22 protein-coding genes, 1 pseudogene and 1 other annotated feature are annotated in these 21,232 nt (G+C 41.1%); of the genes and pseudogenes, 22 read left to right on the forward strand and 1 reads right to left on the reverse strand.

The features are described from left to right. Positions 1–10 precede the first annotated feature (10 nt). Positions 11–142, forward strand: a sequence feature (ribosomal protein L20 leader region). Between the two features lie 15 nt (positions 143–157). From infC to MK396_RS04525, 17 genes and pseudogenes are all read left to right on the forward strand, one after another. Continuing rightward, positions 158–688, forward strand: coding sequence for a translation initiation factor IF-3 (infC, locus tag MK396_RS04445; protein WP_000848184.1), 531 nt, complete (start codon positions 158–160; stop codon positions 686–688). Positions 689–720: 32 nt separating this feature from the next. Beyond that, positions 721–921 (forward strand): 50S ribosomal protein L35, encoded by a 201-nt coding sequence (rpmI, locus tag MK396_RS04450; RefSeq protein ID WP_001125942.1) that lies wholly within the window; start codon positions 721–723, stop codon positions 919–921. Between the two features lie 51 nt (positions 922–972). Then, complete coding sequence (gene rplT / locus MK396_RS04455) at positions 973–1,332, forward strand: 50S ribosomal protein L20 (RefSeq protein ID WP_000124830.1); 360 nt, start codon at positions 973–975, stop codon at positions 1,330–1,332. Between the two features lie 57 nt (positions 1,333–1,389). Further along, entirely contained in the window at positions 1,390–1,770 is a 381-nt protein-coding gene (locus tag MK396_RS04460; protein WP_268723791.1) for a VOC family protein, read from the forward strand. A 248-nt stretch (positions 1,771–2,018) separates the two neighbouring features. Continuing rightward, the gene (locus MK396_RS04465) at positions 2,019–2,819 is read left to right on the forward strand and encodes a dihydroorotate dehydrogenase electron transfer subunit (RefSeq protein WP_268723792.1); all 801 of its coding nucleotides are present in this window, start codon (positions 2,019–2,021) and stop codon (positions 2,817–2,819) included. After that, complete coding sequence (locus MK396_RS04470) at positions 2,782–3,768, forward strand: dihydroorotate dehydrogenase (RefSeq protein ID WP_268723793.1); 987 nt, start codon at positions 2,782–2,784, stop codon at positions 3,766–3,768. The genes MK396_RS04465 and MK396_RS04470 overlap by 38 nt, the downstream gene beginning before the upstream one ends. A gap of 110 nt (positions 3,769–3,878) precedes the next feature. Beyond that, a complete protein-coding gene (locus MK396_RS04475) occupies positions 3,879–6,131 on the forward strand; it encodes a glucosaminidase domain-containing protein (protein ID WP_268723794.1) in 2,253 nt (750 codons plus the stop codon). Positions 6,132–6,298: 167 nt separating this feature from the next. Next, positions 6,299–7,333, forward strand: coding sequence for a DNA/RNA non-specific endonuclease (locus MK396_RS04480; protein WP_268723795.1), 1,035 nt, complete (start codon positions 6,299–6,301; stop codon positions 7,331–7,333). A gap of 91 nt (positions 7,334–7,424) precedes the next feature. Next, entirely contained in the window at positions 7,425–7,661 is a 237-nt protein-coding gene (locus tag MK396_RS04485; protein WP_268723796.1) for a DUF2829 domain-containing protein, read from the forward strand. Then, the gene (locus MK396_RS04490; protein ID WP_268723797.1) at positions 7,654–8,352 is read left to right on the forward strand and encodes a 3-oxoacyl-ACP reductase; all 699 of its coding nucleotides are present in this window, start codon (positions 7,654–7,656) and stop codon (positions 8,350–8,352) included. Before MK396_RS04485 ends, MK396_RS04490 begins: the two co-directional genes overlap by 8 nt. A gap of 10 nt (positions 8,353–8,362) precedes the next feature. After that, positions 8,363–8,842 (forward strand): NUDIX hydrolase, encoded by a 480-nt coding sequence (locus tag MK396_RS04495; protein ID WP_268723798.1) that lies wholly within the window; start codon positions 8,363–8,365, stop codon positions 8,840–8,842. Between the two features lie 7 nt (positions 8,843–8,849). Beyond that, a complete protein-coding gene (locus tag MK396_RS04500; protein WP_268723799.1) occupies positions 8,850–9,578 on the forward strand; it encodes a GNAT family N-acetyltransferase in 729 nt (242 codons plus the stop codon). A gap of 38 nt (positions 9,579–9,616) precedes the next feature. Then, positions 9,617–10,501 (forward strand): annotated as a pseudogene (locus MK396_RS04505) (putative PEP-binding protein). Continuing rightward, entirely contained in the window at positions 10,461–10,901 is a 441-nt protein-coding gene (locus tag MK396_RS04510; RefSeq protein ID WP_268723800.1) for an ASCH domain-containing protein, read from the forward strand. The pseudogene MK396_RS04505 and the gene MK396_RS04510 overlap by 41 nt, the downstream one beginning before the upstream one ends. Before the next feature lie 120 nt (positions 10,902–11,021). Beyond that, the gene (locus MK396_RS04515) at positions 11,022–13,568 is read left to right on the forward strand and encodes a M1 family metallopeptidase (RefSeq protein ID WP_268723801.1); all 2,547 of its coding nucleotides are present in this window, start codon (positions 11,022–11,024) and stop codon (positions 13,566–13,568) included. Positions 13,569–13,678: 110 nt separating this feature from the next. Next, on the forward strand, positions 13,679–14,353 hold the full coding sequence (gene ciaR / locus MK396_RS04520) for a two-component system response regulator CiaR (protein WP_000590630.1): 675 nt from the start codon (positions 13,679–13,681) through the stop codon (positions 14,351–14,353). Further along, positions 14,343–15,680 carry a sensor histidine kinase gene (locus MK396_RS04525; RefSeq protein WP_268723802.1) on the forward strand — a complete coding sequence of 446 codons (1,338 nt, stop codon included), beginning with the start codon at positions 14,343–14,345 and terminating at the stop codon, positions 15,678–15,680. The genes ciaR and MK396_RS04525 overlap by 11 nt, the downstream gene beginning before the upstream one ends. Positions 15,681–15,743: 63 nt before the next feature. On the opposite strand, the gene MK396_RS04530 is transcribed toward MK396_RS04525, so the two are convergent. Further along, the gene (locus MK396_RS04530) at positions 15,744–16,028 is read right to left on the reverse strand and encodes a DUF3270 domain-containing protein (RefSeq protein ID WP_268723803.1); all 285 of its coding nucleotides are present in this window, start codon (positions 16,026–16,028) and stop codon (positions 15,744–15,746) included. 384 nt (positions 16,029–16,412) lie between these two features. Here MK396_RS04530 and MK396_RS04535 point away from each other — a divergent pair, with 384 nt between their 5' ends. From MK396_RS04535 to MK396_RS04555, 5 genes are all read left to right on the forward strand, one after another. Next, on the forward strand, positions 16,413–17,468 hold the full coding sequence (locus MK396_RS04535) for an ABC transporter permease (RefSeq protein ID WP_254733702.1): 1,056 nt from the start codon (positions 16,413–16,415) through the stop codon (positions 17,466–17,468). 13 nt (positions 17,469–17,481) lie between these two features. Next, entirely contained in the window at positions 17,482–18,162 is a 681-nt protein-coding gene (locus MK396_RS04540; RefSeq protein WP_042902372.1) for an ABC transporter ATP-binding protein, read from the forward strand. A gap of 125 nt (positions 18,163–18,287) precedes the next feature. Next, the gene (locus tag MK396_RS04545; protein ID WP_084851842.1) at positions 18,288–19,217 is read left to right on the forward strand and encodes a peptidase U32 family protein; all 930 of its coding nucleotides are present in this window, start codon (positions 18,288–18,290) and stop codon (positions 19,215–19,217) included. A gap of 105 nt (positions 19,218–19,322) precedes the next feature. After that, positions 19,323–20,006 carry a ribose-5-phosphate isomerase RpiA gene (gene rpiA / locus MK396_RS04550; RefSeq protein ID WP_268723804.1) on the forward strand — a complete coding sequence of 228 codons (684 nt, stop codon included), beginning with the start codon at positions 19,323–19,325 and terminating at the stop codon, positions 20,004–20,006. Between the two features lie 13 nt (positions 20,007–20,019). Further along, entirely contained in the window at positions 20,020–21,231 is a 1,212-nt protein-coding gene (locus MK396_RS04555; RefSeq protein WP_268723805.1) for a phosphopentomutase, read from the forward strand. The last annotated feature ends 1 nt before the right edge of the window (position 21,232 follow it).

A 21,232-nucleotide genomic window follows, 5' to 3' on the forward strand; every position in this document is an offset into this window, starting at 1 on the left:
ATATAAAAGTTGAGAAAAGCAGAAGTGAGAGCTTCTCGCCTTGTGACATCAAGTTGCCTGGCCCTACGGATGAAAAGTTTCTAAGAAACGCTATCATAACGTGCGGGCTTGTATCATTACGAGTCCGCTATTGTTTTTCTCTAATAATAAAAAAGAGGTGAAAACCATAGCAAAGCAAGACTTATTCATCAATGATGAAATTCGTGTACGTGAAGTTCGCTTGATCGGTCTTGAGGGAGAACAGCTAGGCATCAAGCCACTCAGCGAAGCGCAAGCATTGGCTGATAGTGCAAATGTTGACTTAGTATTGATTCAACCCCAAGCAAAACCTCCTGTTGCTAAAATTATGGACTACGGTAAGTTCAAATTTGAGTACCAGAAAAAGCAAAAAGAACAACGTAAAAAACAAAGTGTTGTTACTGTGAAAGAAGTTCGTCTGAGTCCAACTATTGACAAGGGTGACTTTGACACAAAACTTCGCAATGCACGCAAGTTCCTTGAAAAAGGAAATAAAGTTAAGGTATCCATTCGCTTTAAAGGGCGTATGATCACCCATAAAGAGATTGGTGCAAAAGTTTTAGCCGAGTTTGCTGAAGCAACACAAGATATTGCGATCATCGAACAACGAGCTAAGATGGATGGACGCCAAATGTTCATGCAGTTGGCGCCAGCAACTGACAAAAAATAATTGTCAGAAAGTTAAATAAAGGAGAAAAAATCATGCCAAAACAAAAAACACACCGCGCATCAGCTAAACGTTTCAAACGTACAGGTTCTGGTGGACTTAAACGTTTCCGTGCTTACACTTCTCACCGTTTCCACGGAAAAACTAAGAAACAACGTCGTCATCTTCGTAAAGCATCTATGGTGCATTCAGGAGATTTCAAACGTATCAAAGCAATGCTTACTCGCTTGAAATAATAGCCTAACAGTAAGTAAACAATTCTAGGAAATATTTGGAGGAAATAAAACATGGCACGTGTTAAAGGTGGCGTTGTATCACGCAAACGTCGTAAACGTATTCTTAAATTAGCAAAAGGTTACTATGGAGCTAAACACATCTTGTTCCGTACTGCAAAAGAACAAGTAATGAACTCTTACTACTATGCATACCGTGACCGTCGTCAGAAAAAACGTGACTTCCGCAAATTGTGGATCACTCGTATCAACGCGGCAGCTCGTTTGAACGGACTTTCATACTCACAATTGATGCATGGTTTGAAATTGGCTGAGATCGAAGTTAACCGTAAAATGCTTGCTGACTTGGCTGTTAACGATGCAGCAGCTTTCACAGCTCTTGCAGATGCAGCTAAAGCAAAACTTGGTAAATAATAGTTGATAAGACTGGAACAGGATTGTCCCAGTCTTTTTAAAAATAAAGGAGAATATATGGCTTCGAAAATGTTACACACTTGCTTGCGAGTAGAAAACCTTGAAAAATCAATCGCATTTTATCAAGATGCTTTTGGTTTTAAAGAATTGCGTCGCAGAGATTTTCCAGATCATGCTTTCACCATTGTCTATCTAGGACTTGATGGTGATGACTATGAGTTGGAGTTGACCTATAACTACGATCACGGTCCTTACGTGGTGGGAGATGGCTTTGCCCATATCGCTCTCAGCACACCTGACCTTGAGGCCCTACATCAAGAACATAGCGCTAAAGGCTATGAGGTTACAGCACCTAATGGACTTCCAGGAACTGCACCAAACTATTACTTTGTCAAGGATCCTGATGGCTACAAGGTCGAAGTCATTCGTGAAAAATAATCCCATGAAGTCAAGTAGAATGTTCGTTTTCTACTTGACTTTTTTTCTTTGAAAGAGTATACTAATACAAATTTAACCTTTAAGGGGAGTCCAGAGAGACTCACAAGGTGTCAGATAAAAGGGATAGGGAACTCTCTGTGGGGACTTTTTAAGTGTGCGCATGAATTCTAACCTAACCTAACCTGAGGCCTTGCACTAGCAAGGTCTTTTCTTTATCTGCTCCCCTTAAAATTTAAGGAGGAAGAACCATGAATCCCACATGTAAGAAGCGTTTGGGTGCCATTCGTTTGGAAACCATGAAGGTGGTTTCTCAGGAGGAAATCGCGCCAGCAATCTTTGAATTAGTTCTAGAAGGGGAGATGGTTGAAGCCATGCGAGCTGGCCAATTTCTCCATCTGCGCGTGCCTGATGACGCCCATCTCTTGCGCCGTCCTATTTCAATTTCGTCTATTGACAAGGCAAACAAGCAGTGTCACCTCATTTATCGGATTGAGGGGGCTGGGACCGCTATTTTTTCAACTTTAAGTCAGGGAGATACTCTTGATGTGATGGGGCCTCAGGGAAATGGTTTTGACTTGTCTGACCTAGACCACCAGAGTCAAGTTCTCCTCGTTGGTGGTGGGATTGGTGTTCCGCCCTTGCTCGAAGTAGCCAAGGAATTGCATGCGCGTGGTGTGACAGTAGTGACGGTCCTCGGTTTTGCGACTAAGGATGCTGTTATTCTCGAAACCGAATTGGCCCAATATGGTCAGGTTTTTGTAACGACAGATGATGCTTCTTATGGTATCAAGGGAAATGTGTCAGTCGTCATCAATGATTTAGACAGTCAATTTGATGCTGTTTACTCATGTGGAGCGCCTGGAATGATGAAGTACATCAATCAAAAATTTTATAATCACCCAAGAGCCTATTTATCTCTAGAATCTCGTATGGCTTGTGGGATGGGGGCTTGCTATGCCTGTGTCCTAAAAGTGCCAGATAGTGAGACTGTCAGCCAACGTGTCTGTGAAGATGGCCCTGTTTTCCGCACAGGAACAGTTATATTGTAAGGAGAAAATTATGACTAACAAACGTTTACAAGTTTCTCTACCAGGATTGGATTTGAAAAATCCGATCATTCCAGCATCAGGCTGTTTTGGTTTTGGCCAAGAGTATGCTAAGTACTATGATTTAGAGCTTTTAGGCTCTATTATGATTAAGGCAACGACACTTGAACCACGTTTTGGAAATCCAACTCCCAGGGTGGCAGAAACACCTGCTGGTATGCTCAATGCAATCGGTTTGCAAAATCCTGGTTTAGAAGCTGTTTTAGCTGAAAAACTGCCTTGGTTGGAAAGAGAATATCCAACACTTCCTATCATCGCTAATGTAGCTGGCTTTTCAAAACAAGAGTACGCTGCCGTTTCTCAGGGGATTTCCAAGGCAGCCAATGTAAAAGCTATCGAGCTCAATATCTCCTGCCCCAACGTAGATCACGGCAATCATGGACTTTTGATTGGGCAAGATCCTGATCTAGCTTATGAAGTGGTAAAGGCAGCTGTGGAAGCCTCTGATGTGCCAGTTTATGTTAAGTTAACCCCTAGCGTGACGGATATTGTCACCGTCGCAAAAGCAGCAGAGGATGCAGGGGCAAGTGGCTTAACCATGATCAATACTCTAGTCGGTATGCGCTTTGACCTTAAAACCAGAAAACCAATCCTAGCCAATGGAACAGGTGGGATGTCTGGTCCAGCAGTCTTTCCAGTAGCGCTCAAACTCATCCGTCAAGTCGCCCAAACAACAGACCTGCCCATCATTGGAATGGGAGGAGTAGATTCGGCAGAAGCTGCTTTAGAAATGTATCTGGCTGGAGCGTCTGCCATCGGTGTTGGAACAGCCAACTTTACCAATCCTTATGCCTGTCCTGATATCATCGAACATCTACCAAAAGTCATGGATAAATATGGCATTAGCAGCTTGGAAGATCTCCGTCAGGAAGTCAAAGCCAGTCTGAGATAAGCTAGACACCCCTTATCGTCAACAAGACACAGAATCTTCATCAATTTGTAATATTTCCGTTGGTTAGCTATGTTACAATAGGGTTTAGAAAACGTTATTGGAGCATTTAAATGAAACGATGGAAAGTGGCCCTAGTAAGTGCCGGCTTATTGGGGTGTTTTTTTACTGTAGTAGAAACAGCAAAAGCCGAAGAAGGTACTTGGCAAGGAAAGACCTACCTCAAAGCTGATGGAAAACAAGTAACCAACCAATGGATCTTTGACCAAACGTATCAGAATTGGTTTTATCTTAAGGCTGATGGACAACGTGCAGAAAACGGCTGGCTGACTGTTGGTGATAAGGATTACTATTTTAACGAAGCTGGAAAATTAGCTACAAAAACGTGGATTAACCAGTACTATGTAGCTGAAAGTGGTGCTAGGGTCAAGAATCAATGGGTGTTTGACCAAGAAAACCAATCCTGGTATTATCTCAAGTCTGATGGTCAAAAAGCTCAAAATGAGTGGATCCAACAAGGTCAGGAAAAATATTACCTTAAAGAAGATGGGAAAATGGCCAAAGATGAGTGGGTCACTCAAGGTGGAAACCAATACTACGTTAATTCTCAAGGTAAAATGCTGAAAAGTACTTGGCTTGGTAAGAACTATTTGTCAGAAAATGGTAATAAGGTCAAACAAGGTTGGATTTATGATGACAACTATAGCAGTTGGTTCTACATTCAACAAGATGGTACCTATGCTGAAAATGGCTGGCAAACCATAGATGGAAAGGACTACCATTTCAAATTTGGAGGCTATCTTTCTACCGAGCGCTGGATTGGCCGCTTCTATGTTGCAAAGAGTGGAGCCAAACTGAAATCCGAATGGCTCTTTGATAAGAATTACGATTCTTGGTTTTACTTGAAAGCTGATGGTAGCTATGCCGAAAAAGGCTGGGAAACAATTAAAGGTAAAGATTACCATTTCAAATTTGGAGGCTATCTTTCTACTGAACGTTGGATTGACCGCTTCTATGTTGCTAAGAGTGGAGCTAAACTGAAATCCGAATGGCTCTTTGACAAAAATTATAACTCGTGGTTTTACTTGAAAGCAGACGGAACCTATGCTGAAAACGGCTGGGAAACGATTAAAGGCAAGGATTACCATTTCAAATCCGGTGGCTACCTCTCCACAGAAACTTGGATTGACCGCACCTATGTGACGAGCAGTGGAGCAAAAGCAGGTAAAGGTTGGCTCTTTGATAAGAATTATAACTCATGGTTCTATATTAACTCTGATGGAAATTATGCTGATAAAGAATGGCTCTGGGATAATGGTTACTACTATCTCAAATCTGGTGGTTATATGGCTGCGAGTGAGTGGGTATGGTACAAGAACAATTGGTTCTACCTCAAGTCAAATGGAAAGATGGCTGAGAAAGAGCTTATCTACGATTCATCCGACCAATCATGGTATTACCTTAAATCAGGCGGTTATATGGCAAAAAATGAAACTGTGGATGGTCATACCTTGGATGCTTCTGGTAGATGGCATGTTGCGGATAAAACCAAATATTACAAAGTTAAACCAATCACTGCCTATGTCTATAGTGCATCTGGAGAAATCTTGAGTTACATTAACCAAGGAAGCATTGTTTCACTGGATAGCTCGACGCGAAAAGGCGGCCGACTTGCAGTTTCTATTTCTGGCTTGTCTGGCTATATGAATCAAAGTGATTTGACAGCAGTAGATGAAGGAAGCGAGTTTATCCCTCATTATACTAGTGATGGGAAATTCCTCTACCATGAACTCTCTCCTTATACGAGTATCAAAGTAGCTCCACACACATCTGCTATGGTTATTGGTAAGAAGTACTACTCAACTGATGGGGAGCATTTTGATGGCTTTACCATTAAAAATCCTTTCCTTTATAAAAACTTGAGAGAACCAAGTAATTATAGTGCAGCTGAATTGGATAAACTGTATTCGATGATGAACTTGCAGGATAGTCCTCTTGCGGGTAAAGGAGCGACTTTCAAAGAAGCTGAGGAACGCTATGGTGTCAATGCCCTTTACTTGATGGCTCATAGCGCTCTTGAAAGTGCATGGGGACACAGTCAAATTGCCAGAGATAAGAACAACTTCTTTGGTATTGCGGCTTATGATACTAGCCCATATCTTTCAGCTAAGAGCTTTGATGATGTGGACAAAGGGATTCTCGGAGCGGCCAAGTGGATTCGTGAGAATTACATTGACTACGGCAGAGACCACCTTGGAAACAAGGCGACAGGAATGAATGTTCGCTATGCTTCCGATCCTTACTGGGGTGAGAAAATAGCCAGCATCATGATGACCATCAATAGTAGACTTGGTGGGAAAGATTAATCAAAAGAAATCAACGGTAACTACTGAAAAGTGGTTATCGTTTTTGTTTTAGTCATTGGAGGAGAAATAGTATAATAACAGCATCTTTGTTCTTGAACAATTAACAAAATGATAGTAAAATGTAATAAAAGATATTAATCTAATTACTATATAAAAAGGAGACTTTTATGAAAAAGCTACTATCCTTCTCAATTGCCTTGCTTTCGATCACAACACTAGTTGCTTGTTCTGGACATAAGGTAGAATCAAAGGTTCCAGAAGAAAAAATTGAACAGAAGCAAATTAAGTTCGATGAAAAGTTGTTTAAAGAAGCTGGACTCTTGCCTTTTAAAAATGAGAAACAACTAGAACTTGGGGAATTGGATTCTAAATCACGCGCAACGGGTGCTCATATTCAACTTAAGGACAGCGATGAGCCAACTGATAAGAGAGAGCCTAAGATAAGTTATAACCCAGTTGGTTGGCATAACTATAATTTTTACTATGGAGATGGTTCTAAAAAGGCATGGTTAATGAATCGAGGTCATTTGATTGGGTACCAATTTAGTGGATTAAATGATGAAAAGAGAAATCTGGTTCCAATGACCAACTGGCTAAATGCTGGAACTTATTATGGTACAGATAATACTAATCAAGAAAGTATGTTTTATTACGAAAATCGATTGGACTCCTGGTTGGCCAATCACCCAAACTATTATCTTGACTACAAGGTGACCCCAATCTATCAAAAGGACGAATTGATCCCGAGACAGATTGAGTTGCAGTATGTGGGAATAGATGAAAACGGCAAACTCTTGGAAATCAAGTTGGGTGGTAGTAAGGAAAAGGTTGATCAGTATTCTGTGACGCATGTTATTCTAGACAATGTTTCAGCTAATGCTGAAATCAATTATTTGGATGGTACTGCTAAAAATACAGTTGAAGATGCAAAGATAAAAGAAGAAAAAGAAAAGGCTAAGAAGGAAGCTGAGGAAAAAGCCAAGAAAGAGGCTGAGGAAAAAGAAGCAGCTGAAAAGAAATCAAAAGAAGAAGAACAGGAAAAAGCACGTCAGGCTGCACAAGAAAAGGAAGAAAGTCAGGAATCAAACTCGCAATCAACAAATTCAGGTGGCTACTTTAGAGATAAAAACGGAAGATGGCACAGACCAAATGGTAAATTTGCCTCCAAGAAAGAAATCAGAGAAGCCGGATTGCAGTGGTAGGAAGAATTTAGTAGATATACAGTCAAAAAGCCGTTGGAAAACGGTTTTTTGTTATAATTAAACTAAGAATGTAGCATTAAAGGAGAACAACATGACTTTTGAAGAAATCCTGCCTAGGTTAAAGGCCAAGAAAAAATATGTACGAACTGGTTGGGGAGGGGCTGAAAACTATGTCCAACTCTTTGACACTATCGAGCAAAACGGGGTTGCACTTGAAGTGACGCCTTATTTCCTAATCAACGTTTCTGGAGAAGGGGAAGGTTTTTCCATGTGGAGCCCGACACCTTGTGATGTTTTGGCGACGGATTGGGTAGAAGTGCATGACTAGACGTGTATTGATTACGGGAGTGAGTTCAGGGATTGGTCTGGCTCAAGCTCGCCTTTTTTTAGAGAAGGGTTATCAAGTATATGGAGTTGACCAAGGTGAAAATCCATTCTTGGAGGGTGATTTTCACTTTTTACAGAGAGATTTAACCTTGGACTTGGAGCCTATTTTTGACTGGAGCCCTTATGTGGATGTTTTGTGCAATACTGCAGGAGTTTTGGATGCTTACAAACCACTGTTGGAACAGACAGCGCAGGAAATTCAAGAGATTTTTGAAATCAATTATATGACTCCTGTTGAGTTGACTCGTTATTATTTGATGCAAATGCTAGAGAATAAAAAAGGGATCATTATCAATATGTGTTCGATTGCTTCGAGTCTAGCTGGCGGAGGTGGTCACGCCTATACCTCGTCTAAGCATGCCTTAGCTGGCTTTACCAAGCAGTTGGCTCTAGACTATGCAGAGGCTGGTATTCAGGTCTTTGGGATTTCTCCTGGTGCAGTTAAGACTGGTATGACCGCTGCGGACTTTGAGCCAGGTGGGTTGGCTGACTGGGTGGCTAGTGAAACGCCCATCAAGCGCTGGATTGAGCCAGAGGAAATAGCAGAGCTTAGTCTTTTCTTAGCAAGTGGAAAAGCGAGCGCCATGCAAGGACAAATCCTGACCATTGATGGTGGCTGGTCTTTGAAGTAGGAGGAGATAGATGGAAATCAAAAAACACTTTGGAGTCTATGCTGTTTGCTTTGAAAACGAGAAGTTACTCTGCATTGAAAAAACGAGAGGCCCTTATCAACATCGTTATGATCTACCCGGAGGCAGTCAGCAACTTGGTGAAGGACTGACGGAAACGCTGATTAGAGAAGTTATGGAAGAGACAGGATTCACTGTTAGAAGCTACTCCAATCCTCGAATCTACGATGTTTTCGTCAGGGAAGAGTTAACAAATTTTACTGTTCACCATATCATGGCCTTGTATGATGTTGAAATGAATGAGATTGCACCTCAAGTTACTATTTCGGATGCTGTGTCTGATGGTGCGAATGATTCACTCGGATATATTTGGATGGATATTCAAAAAATCACAGAAGAAAATGCATCGCCATTAGTTTTGAAGGCTAAGACAGAGTTACTAGGATTTCCAGAACTGGACAAGACTTCTTACATGAATTGGAAGGTGAAGTAGGGGGATAATGGAACTATTTAAAACATGGAAGAAAAATATGGTTCTTTATGGTCTTAAATCTCAAATCGGAACTGTCTACCGAAACAGTGATAGGACAACAAGCTTTTATGATGTTGGGAATTTTTTATACCTAGCAGGGGAGTTGAATTCCAGATTTTGGGAAGATTTTGTTAGAAAATATGGTTTAGATTATAAGATTATTATTTCAGAAAATACTAATTGGCAAGATTTTCTGCATCGGAAAGTGGGGCTAAATTCTTTTACTCGCTATTCTTTTAAAGATAAGGCAAATTTTCAAGTTGAATTTCTAAATGATCTAGTTACTCACTTAGAGGAAGATTACAATATTGTGCCTATTGATAATCATATTTATAACTGCTTTTCTGAGGAAGAATGGTCACAAGATTTACAGGGTGATTTTGAGTCCTATCAGGATTTTGTTTTAAAAGGTGGATTTGGCTTTGTGATTCTTAAAAATAATGAACTGATTGCAGGGATTTCCTCAGGGTTAGTTTACCGTGAAGCAGTTGAAGTGGAAGTTGCAACTAGACCAAACGAACAAGGAAATGGATTTGCTAAAAAGCTTGGTGCTGCAATGATTCTAGAGAGTTTAAATAGAGATATGTTTCCACTTTGGGATGCTCATAACGAGGCTTCCAAAAAAGTAGCAGAATTTTTAGGATATGAGTTAGTTGAACCTTATGAAGCTTTTGAACTAGAGGAAAGTTTCATATGATGATATCTGATGTTGTATCTTTTAAGACGAGGTGAATGATGAGAAACCAACTTGTCCTTAGTGGAGAACAAATTGTTGAAAAAGTGTATCCTCAGTTATTGCACCACGTCGGTATGATTCGTGGAGAATACTTACTGAGAGAGCTTAATCAAAACATCCTATTAGCAAGTTGCCAGCAATTTGTAAAAGATTATCTAGATACCGTTTGCTCCTTGTACTCAGATGAAGAGGTTTGGTATCGTTTTTCAGAGTTAACAAATACAGAAGCTAATTGTCTAAAGGGGACTAAAGAGCATTTTGATGAAAATCATCCCTTGTTTGGATATAGAGGAACTAGGCGTTTGCTGGCGTGTCCTGATGAATTTCAGGCTGAGGCACATGTCGTTACAGAAGTTTATCAAACAAATCCCAATCTGTCTGTTATTTTTCCTTTTGTCAATAATTCTGAGCAGTTAAAGCAAGCTATTAGAGTATTACGTCAGCATGGTTTTACTGGAAAAGTCGGCACAATGATTGAATTACCGTCAGCTTATTTTGACTTGGACAGAATAATAGAAACGAGTATTTCAAAGATTATAGTTGGAATGAATGATTTGACTTCTTTTGTTTTTGCGACTGTGAGAAACAGTCAATGGCATGATATGGAAAGTCCAATAATGTTAGATATGCTGAGAGATATGCAGGATAAAGCAAGTATGAAAAAATTGACTTGGCTGTAGCAGGTTATCTGAACTTTTCCTTCATACAAAAAATGAATCAGATGGGTATCAAATGCATTATCCACTACAGTTCTATTCTAGAGATTTTTAATTTAGAGATTGATCATCCAGACCATCTCAAACGTGTAAAAGAAGTGAGTAAAAAATTACAAAGGAGCAAGCAATGACACCTCAAGAAATGTGGAATGCATACAAGCAAATTAACCCCTCGATTGGAGATGAGATAGATGCCTGGGCTTTTGGAGTGGAAGCCGATCTCTTGGCCGACTTGGTTTTAAAAGGCGAAAAGACGGCAACTGCATCAGCCTATGATCTGTATGCAGTTGATGACGAACCCCTGCCACAAGAAGGAACTTTTGATATCATTTTAGATAGCCAAGATCGAGCTGTCTGCATTGTCGAAATTACAAAGGTTTCTGTCGAATCCTTTAATCAAGTTTCTGCTGAACATGCCTTTAAGGAAGGGGAAGGTGATAAATCCCTAGCCTATTGGCGTCAGGTTCATGAGGACTATTTCGCCGAGTGGCTGAGAGAGACAGGACTAACTTTTACACCTGACAGCAAGGTTGTTTTAGAAGAATTTCGCAAGGTTTATCCACAGTAAACTTTAGTAGAAAGAAAGTTTTGGAAATCACCGTCCAATCCTTTTTTCTTAAGCAAAACATGATATAATAAGTTTGTTTGAATAAGAGAAAAACTCTTAAACTTAGAATAGGAGAAAACTATGCAAGCAGTTGAACATTTTATTACGCAATTTGTTCCTGAACATTATGATTTATTTTTAGACTTGAGTCGTGAGACCAAGACCTTTTCTGGGAAGGTGACCATCACTGGTCAAGCCAAGACTGACCGTATTTCCCTTCACCAAAAAGACTTGGAAATCGCTTCTGTAGAAGTTGCGGGTCAAGCTCGTCCATTTACAGTTGATCATGAAAATGAAGCCCTTCATATCGAACTGGATGAGGCAGGTCAAGTTGAAATGCTCATCGCTTTTTCAGGAAAGATTACAGATAACATGACAGGTATTTACCCTTCTTACTATACTGTTGATGGAGTCAAGAAGGAAGTCTTGTCTACGCAGTTTGAAAGCCACTTTGCGCGTGAAGCCTTCCCATGTGTGGATGAGCCAGAAGCCAAAGCAACCTTTGATCTCGCTCTTCGCTTTGACCAAGTAGAAGGTGAGTTGGCCTTGTCAAACATGCCTGAGATTGATGTTGAAAACCGTAAGGAAACAGGTATCTGGAAGTTTGAAACAACACCTCGCATGTCTTCCTACTTGTTAGCCTTTGTAGCAGGTGATTTGCAAGGGGTGACCGCTAAAACTAAAAACGGTACCCTTGTAGGTGTCTACTCAACCAAAGCTCACCCATTATCTAACCTTGATTTCTCTTTGGACATCGCCGTTCGCTCAATCGAGTTTTACGAAGATTACTATGGAGTTAAGTATCCAATCCCTCAATCTCTTCATATCGCCCTTCCTGACTTCTCAGCTGGTGCTATGGAAAACTGGGGTCTTGTGACCTACCGTGAAGTTTACTTGGTTGTGGATGAGAACTCAACCTTTGCTAGCCGTCAACAAGTAGCCCTTGTTATCGCTCACGAGCTTGCTCATCAATGGTTTGGTAACCTCGTGACTATGAAATGGTGGGATGACCTCTGGCTCAATGAAAGTTTTGCTAACATGATGGAATACGTCTGTGTGGATGCCATCGAACCAAGCTGGAATATCTTTGAAGACTTCCAAACAGGTGGTGTTCCAGCTGCGCTTAAACGCGATGCGACGGATGGCGTTCAGTCTGTTCACGTTGAAGTCAAACACCCAGATGAAATCAATACGCTCTTTGATGGAGCTATCGTTTATGCCAAAGGAAGCCGTCTCATGCACATGCTTCGTCGTTGGCTCGGTGATGCTGATTTTGCTAAAGGTTTGCATGCTTACTTTGAAAAGCACCAATATGGAAATACCATCGGTCGTGACCTATGGAATGCCCTTGGTCAAGCGTCAGGTCGTGATGTAGCAGCCTTCATGGATTCTTGGTTGGAACAACCTGGTTATCCAGTTCTCACTGTCAAAGTTGAAAATGATGTCTTGAAGATTTCACAAAAACAATTCTTCATCGGTGAGCACGAAGACAAGAACCGTCTCTGGGTTGTGCCACTCAACAGCAACTGGAAAGGTTTGCCAGATACACTCGAAACTGAAAGTATTGAAATCCCTGGCTACGCAGCTCTTCTTGCTGAAAATAAAGGAGCCCTTCGTTTCAACACTGAAAATACAGCCCACTACATTACCGACTATCAAGGGGACTTGTTAGATGCCGTTCTTGCTGATCTAGAGACACTTGATAACACAAGCAAACTGCAAATCGTTCAAGAACGTCGTTTGTTGGCTGAGGCAGGTCATATTTCTTATGCAGACTTGCTCCCAGTCCTTGATAAACTAGCTAAGGAAGAGTCTTACTTGGTAGTTTCAGCTGTATCTCAAGTGATTGCTGCCCTTGAGCGCTTTATCGATGAAGGAACAGAAACTGAGAAAGCCTTTAACACACTCGTTGCTAAATTGGCTCGTCACAACTATGACCGTCTTGGTTTTGAAGCCAAAGATGGAGAATCAGATGAAGACGAATTGGTTCGTCAGTTGACCATTTCCATGATGATTCGCTCCAATGATGCAGAAGCTAGTCAAGTCGCTAGCCAAATCTTTGCAGCTCACAAGGATAATCTTGCAGGACTTCCAGCAGCAATCCGTGCTCAAGTTCTCATCAATGAGATGAAACACCATGAGACCAAAGACTTGGTTGCAACTTATCTGGACCTCTACACTCATACGACGGATGCGGTCTTCAAACGTCAGTTGGCTGCGGCTCTTGCCTACAGTACAGATGCTGACAATATCCAAACCTTGATTCGTTCATGGAAGGATAAATTTGTGGTGAAACCACAAGACCTGTCTGCTTGGTATTACCAGTTCCTAGATCATCAAACAACTCAAGAAACTGTTTGGGTATGGGCGCGTGAAAACTGGGCTTGGATCAAGGCAGCTCTTGGTGGAGATATGAGCTTTGATAGCTTTGTTATCCTACCTGCCCATGTATTTAAGACAGAGCAACGCTTGGCGGAGTACAAGGAATTCTTTGAGCCACAGCTCTCTGACCTTGCTCTTAGCCGTAACATTCGTATGGGTATCAAGGATATCGCAGCGCGTGTTGACTTGATTAAGCGTGAGAAAGCAGCAGTAGAAACTGTTGTAGCCCAATATGCTAAAGCTTAATTCATTCGAAATGTAAATAAAAAACTCAACTTTCTATCTGAAAACAAGAGAGAGTTGAGTTTTTTTTAAGGCAATTTTGGTATAATAATCATAATAAGGAGGAGTTTCTGATGATAAAAATCTTATTAGTAGAGGATGACCTAGGCCTGTCAAACTCAGTATTTGACTTTTTAGATGATTTTGCAGATGTCATGCAGGTTTTTGATGGAGAGGAAGGTCTCTACGAAGCAGAAAGTGGCGTTTATGACTTGATTCTGCTTGACCTGATGTTGCCTGAAAAAAATGGCTTCCAAGTTTTGAAAGAATTGCGTGAAAAAGGAATTACGACACCAGTCCTTATCATGACCGCTAAGGAAAGTTTGGATGACAAGGGACATGGTTTTGAGTTGGGAGCGGATGACTACCTCACCAAACCTTTCTACCTAGAAGAGCTCAAGATGCGGATTCAAGCCCTTCTCAAACGTTCAGGCAAGTTTAACGAAAATACCTTGACCTATGGGGATATTGTCGTCAACCTTTCAACGAATGAAGTGAAGGTGGAAGATACTCCTGTGGAACTACTAGGAAAAGAGTTTGAGTTATTGGTTTACTTCCTTCAAAATCAAAATGTCATTCTTCCCAAGACACAAATTTTTGACCGCCTATGGGGATTTGATAGCGATACGACGATTTCCGTTGTAGAAGTCTATGTTTCAAAAGTTCGTAAGAAACTGAAGGGAACAGCCTTTGCTGAGAATCTTCAAACTTTGCGTAGTGTCGGGTATATTTTAAAAGATGTTCAATAAATTAAAAAAAACATGGTACGCGGATGATTTTAGCTATTTCATTCGAAACTTTGGAGTGTTCACCTTGATTTTCTCTGCTATGACCTTGATTATCCTTCAGGTCATGCACTCGAGTCTCTACACTTCTGTAGATGAAAAACTCCAAGCTCTTAGTAGTAGTCCCCAAGCGGTTATCCAGTTAGCCCTTAATCGGGAAACTGAGGAAGTCAAGGATATTCAACCAGCAACAGCGGATGCCAGCAAGGCTGAAATCAAGCCCAATGTTAGCTCCAATACAGAAGTTTTGCTTTTTGATAAGGATTTTAACCAACTCTTACTGGGCAATCGCTTTTTAGGCTTGGACAAAATCAAGCTGGACAAGAAAGAGTTGAATCATATTCGCCAAATCCAAGTCGTCAACAGCTATGGTCAGGAAGAAACCTATCGAATGGTCTTGATGGAAACCAACTCTTCCTCCGTATCAAGCAATGTCAAATATGCGGCGGTTTTAATCAATACTAGCCAGCTTGAGCAAATCAGCCAAAACCACGAGCATTTAATTGTTGTAGTTATGGCTAGTTTCTGGCTCCTGTCTTTAATTGCCAGTGTTTACCTAGCACGTGTCAGTGTCAAACCCTTACTGGAAAGCATGCAAAAGCAGAAGTCCTTTGTTGAAAATGCGAGCCACGAACTGAGAACACCTTTGGCCGTTTTACAAAATCGTTTAGAGAATCTCTTTCGAAAACCAGAGGCAACCATCATGGAATCCAGCGAAAGTATCGCTTCGAGCCTTGAAGAAGTTCGCAACATGCGCCTCCTCACGACCAATCTTCTCAACCTTGCACGTCGTGATGATGGAATCAAACCAGAAATAGCAGAAGTATCACCACAGTTCTTTAAGACGACCTTTGCTAACTATGAGTTGATTGCTTCTGAAAATGATCGTGTTTTTGGCTATGAAAATCGAATTTACCGCCCATTCATGACCGATCAGTTGCTCCTAAAACAACTCATGACTATCTTGTTTGATAATGCTATCAAGTATACTGAAGAAGATGGAAAAATTGAGTTTGTGGTCCATGCTACAGATCGCCATCTCTATCTAACAGTAACAGATAATGGGATTGGAATCTCAGCTGCCGATAAGAAGAAAATCTTTGACCGTTTTTACCGTGTAGACAAGGCAAGAACCCGACAGAAAGGTGGCTTTGGTTTGGGACTTTCTTTGGCCAAGCAAATCGTAGATGCCTTACGAGGAACGATTAGCGTAAAAGATAACAAACCCAGAGGAACAATTTTTGAAGTTAAGATTGCTATCCAATCTCCTCCCAAACGTAAGAATAAATAAAAAGACAGTTTTAAAACTGTCTTTTTTGTTAACTAGAAAAGAGGTTGGTAGTGGTATCAACCTTTATTTTAAAATTTTTCGTTTAATAATCTTTCGTTGGAGTTGGAGGAGTGTCAAGCTTGCCCCCATAGCAGCAACAAATGATAAAGCTGTGTTCAATTTTAAGGCTAAAAAGATAAAACTAAAAAACACCATAAAAATACAAAAACAAGCAATATTTACAAAAAATAAAATCTCTTTTAAATTGGTGCTAACAGGTGCTTCCAGTGTATAGTCTTGATAAAGCGGAGTTTGATTCGATTCGGGAGTTTGTTCAAACTCATAAGCTTCTAATTTTCTTGCGGGCATGATTCTCTCCTTAACAGTACATAACTATTTTATCATTTTTTATGTAGAGAATTATTACAGAATTGTTACAAAACTACTAAAGTCTCTTATCATCTTCTAAGTCGCTCTTCTTGACACCCACTAGGGAAAGTGATAGCATGGATGTTACACTTAAAACAGATGACCTGACCTTCTCTATTATAAATATACTGAGAAAGGAAAGGATAACTTATATAAATTGATAGCAAGCTGAGGCTTTTCCTAAGATGATTTGTTAAGTTGCTACCTGGATACTTTTGAAGAGTGTTGGTAGGAGTTGTTTTGAATGGATGATAAGACAGAGATTCTGTCTATTGGACTGGGTGGCCTTCTTGCTACCTCTTGGGAAAGTAAAAGGAGATAAGCATGTACCTTGCTATCAAAGAAATAGTACGAAACAAACTTCGATATAGTTTGATCTTAACGACCATTTTTCTTATCGCTTTTATGGTCTTTTTTATGACTAGTCTAGCTCTTGGTCTTGTGAGAAACAACCGAGCAGCTATTGATAATTGGCAAGCAACGGGTGTCGTTTTATCCGACTACGCAAATGATAATTTGACAGCATCCTTTATTCCTGAAAAGGACTACAAGGATAAGAGTTCTGAAGAGGCTGCTCCATTGGGCTATATGTTCGCTGTAACCAATCTAGTCGATGGTAGTGAAAAGGTCAATGTTTCCATTTTTGCTCAAGACTGGAACGCTTTTATCTCACCTAGTTTGACGGAGGGACGTTATCCTGAAGGAGATGATGAGGTTGTCGTGGATCAGTCTTTTGAGAACTATGGGATAAAACTAGGTGATGCCATTCAGCTCAATGGAAGCGAGTCAAGTTACAAGATTGTAGGCCTGACTCAAGGAAATAAATTTTTCACCGAGCCTGTTGTCTTTACGAGTCTGACAACTTATTGGACCTTACAAGGAACCTTGAAAGCCAATCGTTCCATCTCTGCCTTGGTATTGAAAAATGACATAGAAGTGACTGGCGACGGACTGAAACAGATTTCCATTCCAAAAATGATATCGAAAATTCCTGGCTACACACCTCAGGTGAATGTATTTTCAGGAATGATTCTTGCTATGATTGTTATCACAGGCTTGATTGTGGGGATTTTTGTTTATATCATTACCATCCAAAAACTAGGTCTTTATGGAATAATGCGGGCTCAGGGGATACAGATCAAAACCATTATATGGTCTCTGTTCTGTCAAATCTTCCTCCTAGCTGGTATGGGGATTGCTTTAGCCTTACTGGCAATCGGAGGAGTGATTTTAGTCTTACCAGCTACCTTCTTTTTCTATCCAAGTTGGATAGCCTACTCTGTCCTAAGTTTGGTAATTTGCTTGATGGCCCTTCTAGGTGGTGTCATTTCACTTCCACGCTTGTTAAAGGTGGCCCCGGTTACTGCGATTGCAGAATGATAAGGAGAATAGTATGACAACATTGATAGAAATGAATCAAGTGACAAAAACCTACGGGGAAGGAAAGATGAAAGTCGTAGCCCTGCATGAGACGAATTTTCAGCTAAATGCGGGAGAGTTCGTAGCTATTGTTGGGCCTTCAGGTTCTGGAAAGACGACCTTTCTAACGACTCTAGGACAACTTCAGGAAGCTTCGAGTGGAAAGATTCTAGTCAAAGGGAAGGAAACAGGCAGTTTAACGGAGAAGGAAAAAACAGATCTCCGTTTTAGAGAGTTTGGTTTCATTCTTCAGGCTTCAAACTTAATTTCATTTCTAACGGTCAAGGAACAACTGGATTTGATTGACAGACTGGATAAGGGAAAAAATAGTAAAAGTGACCGAAAAGAGCTGTTTGACTTGTTGGATTTGGAAAAAGTTCAAAATCATTATCCCAAAGCTCTATCGGGTGGCGAACGTCAGCGTGCCGCGATTGCTAGAGCGCTCTATAACAATCCAAGCATTGTGCTTGCAGATGAGCCGACAGCCAGTCTTGACACTGAGCGTGCCTACCAAGTAACGGAGATGCTGGCTGCCATTGCCCATGAACAAGGTAGAGGAGTTGTTATGATTACGCATGATACTCGCCTTCTTGATAAGGTTGATCGTATTTATGTCATGAACGATGGCCACCTAGTTGAAGAAACACATGCATAAAATAGAGTGAATGGTACAAGTTACTGTTCACTTTTTTGATTGGGAAAGATAGAAACAAGTTTAACTTTTTGTGAAACTCTCAGTAACCATAGCTGATTTTTGAGAAATGTGGTATAATTTTTCTTATGGAAAAGATTATCATTACAGCAACTGCTGAAAGTATTGAACAAGTTGAACAGTTACTCGAAGCTGGCGTAGACCGTATCTATGTTGGTGAGAAAGATTTTGGCCTTCGTCTGCCAACGACTTTTAGTTATGAAGACTTACGCACCATCGCTAAGTTGGTTCATGAAGCAGGTAAAGAATTGATTGTTGCGGTTAATGCCCTCATGCACCAAGATATGATGGACCGTATCAAGCCTTTCCTAGACTTCTTGGAAGAAATCAAGACAGACTATATTACAGTAGGAGATGCAGGTGTCTTTTATGTGGTCAACCGTGATGGCTATTCCTTTAAGACCATTTATGATGCTTCAACCATGGTGACAAGCAGTCGTCAGATTAACTTCTGGGGTCAAAAGGCAGGGGCCTCTGAGGCGGTTTTGGCGCGTGAAATTCCATCTGCTGAACTCTTCAAGATGCCTGAGATTTTGGAAATTCCTGCTGAAGTGTTGGTTTATGGAGCTAGTGTCATTCATCATTCTAAGCGTCCACTCTTGCAAAACTACTATAACTTCACGCACATCGATGATGAAAAGACACGTAAACGTGACCTCTTCTTGGCAGAACCGAGTGACCCTGAGAGCCATTACTCTATCTTTGAAGATAATCATGGTACCCACATCTTTGCAAATAACGACCTTGATTTGATGACCAAATTGACAGAATTGGTGGAGCATGGTTTTACTCACTGGAAACTTGAGGGACTTTACACCCCAGGTCAGAATTTTGTAGAAATTGCTAAACTCTTTATTCAAGCGCGTGGCTTGATCCAAGAGGGGAATTTCAGCCATGACCAAGCCTTCTTGTTAGATGAGGAAGTGCGCAAGTTACACCCTAAAAACCGTTTCCTCGATACAGGATTCTATGATTACGATCCTGATATGGTTAAATAGAACACCAAAACCCGAAATAAAAATGTTCGGGTTTTTCAAGTGTATTCATGAAATAAAAACGGATACATGTTATAATAGATGTAGCTTTCTATTGGAGGTATTTAAGTGGAGAATCTGAAAAAGATGGCAGGTATCAAGGCTGCTGAGTTTGTCAAGGATGGTATGGTAGTCGGTCTGGGAACTGGCTCTACTGCCTATTATTTTGTCGAAGAAATTGGTCGTCGGATGAAGGAAGAAGGTTTGCAGATTACTGCTGTGACAACTTCCAGTGTGACCAGTAAACAGGCTGAAGGACTAAACATCCCGCTCAAGTCGATTGATCAAGTGGATTTTGTCGATGTGACGGTTGACGGGGCGGATGAAGTAGATAGCCAGTTTAACGGAATCAAAGGCGGTGGTGGTGCCCTTCTGATGGAGAAGGTTGTCGCAACGCCCTCAAAAGAATACATTTGGGTGGTAGATGAAAGCAAACTGGTTGATAAACTAGGTGCTTTTAAATTGCCTGTGGAAGTGGTTCAGTATGGCGCAGAACAGGTTTTTCGTCGTTTTGAGCGAGCTGGCTACAAACCAAGTTTCCGTGAAAAAGACGGTCAGCGTTTTGTAACCGATATGCAGAATTTTATCATTGACCTAGCCTTGGATGTCATTGAAAATCCAATTGCCTTCGGGCAAGAATTGGATCATGTCGTTGGTGTCGTAGAGCATGGCTTGTTCAACCAAATGGTGGATAAGGTCATCGTAGCGGGACGAAATGGCGTTCAGATTTTAACTTCAACAAAAGGGAAATAAAAGGAGGCACACTATGTCAAAATTTAATCGTATTCACTTGGTAGTACTGGATTCTGTAGGAATCGGTGCGGCACCAGATGCCAATAACTTTGTCAATGCAGGGGTTCCAGACGGAGCTTCTGACACACTGGGACACATTTCAAAAACAGTTGGTTTGAATGTGCCAAACATGGCTAAAATCGGCCTAGGAAATATTCCTCGCGAAACACCGCTGAAGACCGTACCAGCTGAAAGCAATCCAACAGGTTATGCAACGAAATTGGAAGAAGTATCACTTGGTAAGGATACCATGACTGGACACTGGGAAATCATGGGACTCAATATTACCGAGCCTTTCGATACTTTCTGGAACGGATTCCCAGAAGAAATCTTGGCAAAAATCGAAGAATTCTCAGGACGCAAGGTCATTCGTGAAGCCAACAAACCTTACTCAGGTACAGCTGTTATCGATGACTTTGGACCTCGTCAGATGGAAACTGGGGAGTTGATTATCTATACTTCAGCTGACCCTGTTTTACAGATTGCTGCCCACGAAGACATCATTCCTTTGGATGAATTGTACCGTATTTGTGAATACGCTCGTTCAATTACACTTGAACGTCCTGCCCTTCTAGGCCGTATCATTGCCCGTCCTTATGTGGGTGAGCCAGGTAACTTCACTCGTACGGCAAATCGTCGTGACTTGGCCGTTTCTCCATTTGCCCCAACTGTTTTGGATAAATTGAATGAGGCTGGTATTGATACTTACGCTGTTGGTAAAATCAACGATATCTTTAACGGCGCGGGTATCAATCATGACATGGGGCACAACAAGTCAAACAGCCACGGAATTGATACATTATTGAAGACCATGGGACTTGCTGAGTTTGAAAAAGGATTCTCCTTCACAAACTTGGTTGACTTTGATGCCCTTTACGGCCACCGCCGCAATGCTCATGGTTACCGTGATTGCTTGCATGAGTTTGATGAACGCTTGCCTGAAATTATCGCTGCCATGAGAGAGAATGACCTTCTCTTGATTACAGCGGACCATGGAAATGACCCAACCTATGCAGGAACAGACCACACTCGCGAATATATTCCACTTTTGACTTACAGTCCTTCCTTTAAAGGAAATGGTGTCATTCCAGTTGGACATTTTGCAGATATCTCAGCGACTGTTGCCGATAACTTTGGTGTTGAAACTGCCATGATTGGGGAAAGTTTCTTAGATAAATTGGTATAAG

The organism is Streptococcus oralis (assembly GCF_026782235.1).
GTDB classification, from domain to species: domain Bacteria; phylum Bacillota; class Bacilli; order Lactobacillales; family Streptococcaceae; genus Streptococcus; species Streptococcus oralis_CC.